Genomic DNA, 8,938 nt, shown 5'->3' with positions numbered 1-8,938 from the left:
TCTGGAAGAGGCTCTATTAAATCCCACAATTGATTATTTACTTTTTGATAATATTTTTCTAACTTAGGCTTGCCCAAAACAATATCATTTGAAATATAAGTCCATTGTCTAAAAAGTAAATCGTTAATAAAGCCCTTTTTCAGTGTCTTTCCATATAAGGTGTCTATAATATAAATAGTATTGCTATTTTGATGAGCCTCAATCACACCATTATAAATCTTTTGATGAATAGCGCTATATCTGGAACCACTATCAAATACAGACTTAGTAGACACTAAAATCATATGACCTGTCTGAATGTTTTTTAGGACATTTAATAATTTCTCTATTTCCGCATCATCATTTGTCAAACCTAAATTGGTTAATAATTTTTCTGATGATGGAGCAGTACAAATCACCACATCATAAAAACCTTTCAAAGCGTCTTCAATATTATTTCTATTGAAACAACTTAAATCAATATCAGAATGCTTCCTTAATGTATCAAATAAAACTTGCCCAACTGCACCTGTTGAACCTATTAAGGCGACTTTCTTCCTGCTTGATTCAATTATGTCAAGAACTTCTTTGAAAGATTTAGCAGCTTGGTCTTTTTCAGAAATGATTGGTTTTAAAAGAGAATCCCACGACAAATCAGCATCTTTGTCTAGTGGTGTAATACCTAAATAGTTTTTATGTGGATCATAATAGTCAGCAACCAGGTAATTCAATATCCCATTGTTAACTAACGACTGTGCACCATTAGCCACTCCACCAGGGACAAAAACAGCCCTACCAGGTTGGACATCTATCACATCTACAGATTTGTAAGTTGGAGAATCTATTCGTAGATCGATAAAAATCATTTTGAAAGTCCCATAGGCTACTGTCATCAATTTTTCATAGCCCTGACAATGCATCCCTCTGATAACCCCCTGCTTTGAAACAGACACATTATTTTGAAGTTTATGATAAAAGAATGATTCTGGCACCCCATTTGCAAGCAAATCTTTCTTTCGCCAATTCTCTAAAAAATAACCACGCTCATCATGATGAAGAGGACTTTCAAACACCAACAAACCTTGAATCTGTACTGAAATAGTTCTATCTATATCCATCTTTTCCCCTCTATATTGTAATGCATCCACACTAAAGCTATTTTCATTATGTTTCTTAAATTATACCACTATATGAGTTCTCTAGCCAGATGAAGTTCATTCTTTTTAAATATCTATATCTATAAATACACATTTTTATTAGTAAAAAGAAAAACCCTAAAAATCAGACTAATTGTCTAACTTTTAGAGTTAAATCGTTTATTATTTTATGATTCGTCTATTGAAATTCCTTGACATCTCCATCATAAGTCGCCCAGTCTTTACTGAAAAAGCGCTCATTCAGATGGTAAGTCGGAGCTGGTGTGGGATTGGATAGGAAAGGATCAACGGCCTTGTCAAATGCCAACCAACCCAACCAACCAAGGTGAATGGTATCCTTTACAAAATAAGGATCCCCTCCATTTTTTGAAAAGTCAGCAATATTAGTAAAACCCTGACTTTCTAATTGGTAACGAATTTTCTCCACTGCATGCTGGTACATATCTTCTCTGAGCCCTGTGTAGTCCATCCATTTCTTGTTGACAGGTTGGATAACAAAAAGGACATTAACTTTCGATTTTGCAAATTGATTGAGAACCAACTGTAAATCATTATATTCAGATGATTTTAGGAAGCTGTAATTCTTTTGATACCCTTCCCATTTTTTCAAATCCTTCTTAACCTCTCTCGTATAGAAATGATTTTCCATCCCCATATCATTATTGGTCGTATTGGCTTCTGCATCCTTTCGAGCAATTTTTTCTAACTCTTGGTAAGAAAATTGATCTGGAAGATCTTTTAAATAATTTTCCACATGTTCCTTATATTTGAGTTTTCCTCTAATAGAGAACTGACCAAATAGAGAAGCCTGTCTCTCATTGAATCGGGCAAAAATATTAATAGCAACCTGATCAACCTCTGATAATTCTTCACCCTTTGACAGTTTTTGAACAATGCCTTTTAATGCAACATTAGGATTCTGCTTTAACAATCGAATAGCCGCATGCTTTGCAGCAGTGTCACCAGATTGATTTTCCAGAAAAGCTGTCAATTGGTCACTGTTAAAAAATCTCTGAAACGCTGCGGGTTCATAATCAGTCTCCGTAAACCACTGAGGCGAAATTACAAATACTGCCTGCTTATTCTCTATTTCTGGCAAAATTTGCTGTAGGCCAAAATATTGATTTAGAGAGGCTGCTCCTGCTTGACCTAAAAAATAAGGACGATAGGGACGATGGTATTTCTCTGCTAAAACAGCTGGATGGACACTATCAAATCGAATCCATTCACTGGACCCTAGAAAAGGAATAAAACGCATATTTGGATCTGTAAGAGCCCTTACTTTTTGGCTTCTCTCTTTAAAACTCTCTACATTAACAGAAGCCGCCGAATATTTCTCCTCCGTCAGATTATGGCTTGTTGTACTTGGATAAAAAAAGATGAGTAGAAGAATCAAAAATCCAGCAATGAAGATGGGCCCGAAGATCATCCATAAGCGTTTAAGCATTTTGTAGCTCCACAATACCAGCTATGATTTTATTGGCTGTATTCCAGTCGTCGCGACCAAACTCTGTTACAGGGACACGAATGTCAAAACGGTTTTCAATCTCCACAATCAACTCAACCGTTCCCATACTATCCAAGACACCTGCATCAAAAAGATCTTCATCCATCATGTCAGAAACATCTTCCATAAACAACTCATCAATAATTTCGATAACTTCTGATTTGATATCCATATTTTATTTCCTTTTATTTTTTAAACCATAAATCATTCAAGAATCCAGAAAAGATTAAGAATGACAGCATGACGACATGGAAGGTGACAACCATGCCAAGCAACTGAATCCAGCGATTCTCAGGTAGAGCAGGCTTCCCTGCTTTTTTCCGTTCCTTATTGAGCGTTTTTTTCTTGCGAATCCAAGCGTCATTGATGACCAAGCCTAATCCATGAAAAAGTCCATAGGCGATATAGTACCAAGTCACTCCATGCCAAAATCCCATAATCAGCATATTTACAATATAGGCCACACTTGAGGTTACATTGCGATTCTTAAAGACCTTCTTTCTGGTCAATACCATCACCATTCGCATAAAGACAAAGTCACGGAACCAGAAAGAGAGACTCATATGCCAGCGATTCCAAAATTCCTTTAAATCCCTTGATAAAAATGGTTTGTTAAAGTTGATAGGGCTACGGATTCCCATCAAATTTGAAATGGCTAAGGCAAACATAGAATAACCTGCAAAGTCAAAGAAGAGCTCCAGACCAAATGTATACATAACTGCCAAGGCATAGAGGTTAAAGAAGCCACCTGACTGCAAGGCTAGATTCTTCAGAGGAGGCAACAAGGTCTCTCCTAAAACATGAGCTAGGATAAACTTGTACAAAAATCCCCACATGATATAGCGAACAGATTCATCCAGCATATCCATCAACTCATCTCGCTCAGGAATGGTCTGATAATTTTCATTAAATCGCTTAAAGCGATCGATTGGACCACTTGAAAAAGTCGGCATGAAGAGAAGGAAACGAAGGAATTCCCAGAGGGTAAAATCCTTAATCACTCCATCTCTCAGCTCGATGATAATACCAACCGAACGAAAGGTCAGGTAAGAAATACCCAAAAACCCAAGCAAAGACTGCGTTCCATTGATAGCCGGCTGCACCTTGACAAAGATAATCGGAAGCAGGGACAGAAAACTAACTAGGTAAAAGACCCACTTGTCATCCTTACTTTTTCGATAGTGCTTGTAGAAAAGCAAGAGCAATATTTCCCAGCACAGATAAATACCCAAGGCAGCTAATTGATTGGTCTTCCCACCCACCAGCATGGTAACGATAAAGAAGAGACTAACCAATACCTCATACCAGGCAAAGCGTTTCTTGAAAAAGAGACCGATAAAGATAGGCAAGGTTGCAGCAATCACATAGACAAAATACTGAGGATTGCCGTATGGCTCTAAATGATGAAGCTGTTTAAAAAACTCCATCATCTCCTATTTACCTCATTAATCAATCCTTTGATGTCAATTTTTCCATTTGGAGTAAGTGGTAAGCTGTCTCGATAAAGGAATTTAGACGGCATCATGTAAGACATCATGATATCTGTCAAATCTTCCTTGATAGCCTTGGTAATATCGATATCACGCTCAAACTGCTCACGAACACCATCTTTTAAGATGACATATGCTAGAAGATTTTGCACCTTGTGGTCTTTATTATAGCGCGGTACTGCAACAGCAGACTCGATAAAACGAGACTTATTGAGGTTTTGAGAGACATCTTCTAACTCAATGCGGTAACCGTTGAACTTAATCTGGAAGTCCATGCGTCCGCCGTAGAGAAGCAAGCCTTCATCTGTCATAGTTCCCACATCTCCTGTATGGTAGGCTGGTAGACCTTCAAACTCAAAGAAAGCTTCTGCCGTTTTTTCAGGATTGTTCATATAACCTTTTGAAACGGCTGGTCCAGAAACAATGATTTCTCCCTGTTCACCATTTGGCAGTTTCTTGCCGTTCTCATCAATGATAAAGGTTGGAGAGTCGGCCTTGGTATAGCCGATTGGTAGGCGTTTGAGAGTCGCCAACATCTCGTCTGTCACAGCAACAGCTGACAAGGCTACTGTCGCTTCTGTTGGGCCGTAAGCATTGATAATACGGGCATTCGGGAAACGCTCACGCAGTTTTTGAGCCGTTTTGACCGTCAATTCTTCCCCATCAAAGTAGAAATGCGTGATACCAGGCATTTTCTCACTATTGAAGTCTTCAGACAACATGGCCATATCCGCAAAGGATGGTGTTGATGTCCAGATAGCGATTGGCAATGAAAAGATGGTCGCAAAGAGTTGCTTAAAATCCTGAGTGATGGCTGAAGGAAGAGCGAAGAGCGTACCACCTAGTGCCAAGGTCGGCGCCCAGTACATGACAGACAGGTCAAAAGAATAAGGTGGCTGAGCCAGCATTTGCGGACGACTTGGCGTCGCAAATTCCTTGTCCGTAATCATCCAGTTGGTAAAGCTGAGGAGGTTATCATGTGAAATCTGCACTCCCTTAGGCTTACCAGTTGTACCAGAAGTAAAGATAATGTAGTAGTTATCATCGCCCTTGACTGGATGCGTGATCTCATAGCTTGTCCCTTGAACAAAGGCTTCTTGAGCCTGAGCTAGAGTCATCATTGGCGTAGAAACCTGCTCCAATGGAAAATCTGAGATGGCAATAATCAAACTTGGCTCCGCTACTTCTAAAATAGCTGAAACTCGCTCCAAAGCCGAATGGCTATCAATTGGAATGTAGGCATGACCTGACTTAGTCAGCGCTACAAAAGTTGCCAACATCTCATACTCTTGGCCTCCAAAAACAACCACAGGAGACTTCTCAGGCAAGCCTAGTTGGTCAATGGCTGCAGCCAAACTATCCGAATCAGCTTTCAAATCTCCATAAGTGTGTTCCTGCCCCAAAACATTGTAAACAGGATAGCTAGGCTGGGTCTGAGCAAAATGCTCAATAGTTTCAATCATATCTACTATTGGTTTATTTGACATAATAAGGATTCTCCTTCAAGTTAAAATTCATTATAGATAAAGCTTCCTTGACCCTGACCAAGATAGCTAAAAAAGTAAAGTAGCCCTAGAAAGATAATAAAATACAAGGCTGTCCGACCAAAAAAGAGGTACAATTCTTTTCTCTGTTTCATCAAGAAAAACCATTCATTTCTATAATTTTTCGCTAAAATAAAATCAATTTCTTACTAATTTATTTTTCTGCTATTATACCACTTTATAGACTAGTTTTTCAATTGTTTACCCGTCTATTTTCACTACGTTTCAGTAATATTAATTTGTTCCATATGATTCTTTCTAATGATAGCTTGAATGCTTTTCAGTATAAATTATATGGGGCTACAATAAAGTAGGCTCCATACTACCTATAGAGGATGTCTCCACTATAAATATTATAGAGCCTTATCTTATGTCTCACTTTATCGGTGCAGTTCCCTTTATCTAGAGTTTTTTATAGTATGTAATCCTAAAATTCACTATAGATAAATTCTTGAATGTTCGAAAAATCGGTCACAAAACAATAAATCACGATGCTTAAGATAACCGTATAGAAAAATAACGTCCACAAGATTAAACGGTGTGTGTTAGTTATCTTGGTTTGCAAATTTGTAAAGTTCTTTTTCAACTTCCATCCATCCTTTCACTCCAACGTGCATCACGTCAAATAAAAAGTAATCATCATACTCTCTGTTTCCATAGTTTAGTACTGTTGCACCATGGCTTTTTGCAACATCTTCTATTTTTTTGTAAGTTTTTTCCCGCATCTCTCTTGAAACACCTGTGTAGTCGTTCCACTTCCCGTTTACTGGGAAAATAATGACCTCAACTTCAATGCCCAATTCCTTGGCAACTGTCAAGAAGAGTTCCATATCTGAATACTCTGGTGACTCCAGATAGCTCAAATCTTTATTGGAATCTTTCAACGATGCATAGCGATCTTTTAAGTAAGTATTGTAGTAGTTATTATCAACAGCATAATCATTATTGTCTGTTTTCTTTTTGACCTCTTCTACAAACTGATTCGTCATTTTCTCCCAATCATAGTCTGGAGTTTTATCCCCTAGTGAAGGATAATCTGATTTGGCATGTTTTTGATAAAAAATCTGTTTGAGTTTAAAGGAATAAATCGTATTATCTAACTCTAATAACTTCTTATCAATAAAGGTTCCTTTACCTTCTATGAAGTAGCTCTTATATTTCTTATAAAGGTCATTTTGAAGCTTATTCCCTTTAGTTATTTCAATAATTCTATCAATAAGTTTTTCCTTGGTATCTTTGCTAATTTTCTTATTAGAGAGTGTCTGAAAAATATGTTCCTGAGAAGCCTTATTCAAAAAGGCATCCTGATGAGTCCCATCTTTTTCAAACCACTGAACCGACTCTATTATAGCCACTTTTCGCTTAGTCATAGATCCTTCAATAGAACCCAAGGTCGTAGCCTGAATGATGTTTTGTGAATAACTGGTCCCAATCTGCATGATATTAAAATCGTTGTAGTTAAAAATTTTATTGGGATGATAGTCTTCATTTATCGTCGCAACCAACTCAGATGATCCCAATAAAACAAATGTATTGGGAGTAATATTGCTTGTCAGAATATCTCTACTTTTATACTTTTCATACGAAGTGCTATAGCGAATACTGTTATCCTTTACTTTATAATAATCATCAATCTTCTTGACGTATGTCACATTTAAAAGGGCAAGCGTCGCAATTACGAGCACAAGCGATAGCAAAAATGCTTTTAGTTTAATCATCTCGTTTTATCCTATCCCTTCGATCCGTCCAATCTCTTTTCAATTTCTTATCTCTTTAAAATCGTAAGTAAGATTTTATAGGGTTCACCTGAAAAGATAAAGAAACCAATCATAACCAAATTCATGGTCACAAACCAACTTAGTAGTTTATACCAATTTTTGTTTTTATTTTTCTTATAAAAAGTGCTTTTCTTTTGATACACTTCAAATCCAGCCATCAAGACACCGTGATAAAAACCATAAACAATGTAGCTAACACTAAGACCATGCCAAAAACCCATGACCAACATATTGACCATATAGGCATAGGTTGCATTGTGTAGTCTATTTTTAAACCATTTTTTCCTGATAACCTGCATCAATACTCTTGAAAATACAAAATCTCTCAACCAGGTCGACAAAGTGATATGCCATCTGGTCCAGAAATCCTTGATATCGACACTCAAGAAAGGTTTGTTAAAGTTCATCGGTGTCTGAATACCTAGAATGTTACTACTTCCGACAGCCATTAGACTATAGCCTGCAAAGTCGAAGAACAGATACAAGGTATAGAGGTACATATACTTGATTGAGTAAACGACTGTACCAGTATTGCTTAGAGCGAGTATCATCTGGTACACATAGGTTGACAAAACAACCTTGTAAAGTAGACCTAGAACGATACGATACACACCGTCCCCTGCTAACTCTAGATACTCTTTTCGAGGCATGACCTCGTTTATCTCTTTTAAAAATCTCCTACTCCGATCAATCGGACCAGCACTAACTGTAGGGAAAAAAAGTAAAAATTGCAGGTAGTCTTTTATGCTAATCTTTTCTTTAATCAATCCATCCGATATCTCCAGCATGATCTGAATAGTCTTAAAGGACATGTAAGAAATTCCAATAAAGGCCAACAAATGCAGAGAAGTCAGGGCAAAGACTTTATTAATCACCAAAGGAAAAATAGAAAGGAAAATCAGAGGTTTCATCCGCTTTACTTCTATACTCTGTGCTAGAAAAACTAGAAAATATTGATAAATGACAAAGGCAAGTAAATAGATAATCATTGCTCTACTCTTGCCATAAATAGCTCCTGCAAATAAGAGGGAGAGCACCAAAATATAGTAGTCCTTACGTTTTTCAAAAAAGTTTACTACAAAACCAATTAGTAAAACTACAAACAAAAGAAGGAAAAACTCATTCCCCTCGAAATAATTCATACCAGCCAAACTCCTTTTTTCTTTTTCTCATCTCATGATTTATCTTTTTAAGATTAGTTCCTATCATATTACCAAAGATAGTTAACTTTATTCATTATACCATAATTTAAAAACTATAAATACTTCTATTATTTCATTTCTTAAAATAAAAAATCCAACTGACTCTTAGTACTGAACCCCAATAATGAGACAAAATTATTCACACAATAAATAAAATTCAAGAACAAAAAATTTATGAAGGAACCGGTGAAGGATTCTGACTTTTTAGCTGAAATACTAATCAACACCAGTATATAAACTTTAAAAAATCATGAGGTTGGGAAAAAGTCTCTCATTTAAAA

General features: G+C 36.8%; 8 protein-coding genes. All 8 read right to left on the bottom strand.

Features of this window, described 5'->3' with window-relative positions:
- On the bottom strand, window positions 1-1,097 hold a 1,097-nt coding region (locus D8837_RS08745; RefSeq protein WP_125456812.1), incomplete at its 3' end, for a dTDP-4-dehydrorhamnose 3,5-epimerase family protein.
- 217 nt (window positions 1,098-1,314) lie between these two features.
- Entirely contained in the window at window positions 1,315-2,583 is a 1,269-nt protein-coding gene (gene dltD, locus D8837_RS08740; RefSeq protein ID WP_125456811.1) for a D-alanyl-lipoteichoic acid biosynthesis protein DltD, read from the bottom strand.
- Complete coding sequence (dltC, locus tag D8837_RS08735) at window positions 2,576-2,815, bottom strand: D-alanine--poly(phosphoribitol) ligase subunit DltC (protein WP_000351967.1); 240 nt, start codon at window positions 2,813-2,815, stop codon at window positions 2,576-2,578. The genes dltD (D8837_RS08740) and dltC overlap by 8 nt, the downstream gene beginning before the upstream one ends.
- A gap of 13 nt (window positions 2,816-2,828) precedes the next feature.
- Complete coding sequence (dltB, locus tag D8837_RS08730; RefSeq protein ID WP_125456810.1) at window positions 2,829-4,073, bottom strand: D-alanyl-lipoteichoic acid biosynthesis protein DltB; 1,245 nt, start codon at window positions 4,071-4,073, stop codon at window positions 2,829-2,831.
- A complete protein-coding gene (dltA, locus tag D8837_RS08725; protein WP_125456809.1) occupies window positions 4,070-5,620 on the bottom strand; it encodes a D-alanine--poly(phosphoribitol) ligase subunit DltA in 1,551 nt (516 codons plus the stop codon). The genes dltB (D8837_RS08730) and dltA overlap by 4 nt, the downstream gene beginning before the upstream one ends.
- A 20-nt stretch (window positions 5,621-5,640) precedes the next feature.
- On the bottom strand, window positions 5,641-5,772 hold the full coding sequence (locus D8837_RS08720) for a teichoic acid D-Ala incorporation-associated protein DltX (RefSeq protein WP_004262018.1): 132 nt from the start codon (window positions 5,770-5,772) through the stop codon (window positions 5,641-5,643).
- Window positions 5,773-6,222: 450 nt separating this feature from the next.
- A complete protein-coding gene (dltD, locus tag D8837_RS08715) occupies window positions 6,223-7,395 on the bottom strand; it encodes a D-alanyl-lipoteichoic acid biosynthesis protein DltD (RefSeq protein ID WP_064276803.1) in 1,173 nt (390 codons plus the stop codon).
- A gap of 47 nt (window positions 7,396-7,442) precedes the next feature.
- Window positions 7,443-8,597 carry a D-alanyl-lipoteichoic acid biosynthesis protein DltB gene (gene dltB, locus D8837_RS08710; protein WP_064276804.1) on the bottom strand — a complete coding sequence of 385 codons (1,155 nt, stop codon included), beginning with the start codon at window positions 8,595-8,597 and terminating at the stop codon, window positions 7,443-7,445.
- Window positions 8,598-8,938: the final 341 nt, after the last annotated feature.

Source organism: Streptococcus mitis, from assembly GCF_003942965.1.
GTDB classification, from domain to species: domain Bacteria; phylum Bacillota; class Bacilli; order Lactobacillales; family Streptococcaceae; genus Streptococcus; species Streptococcus mitis_BH.
Note: the sequence above shows the minus strand (reverse complement) of the source record. Positions and strands in the feature narration are given on the sequence as shown.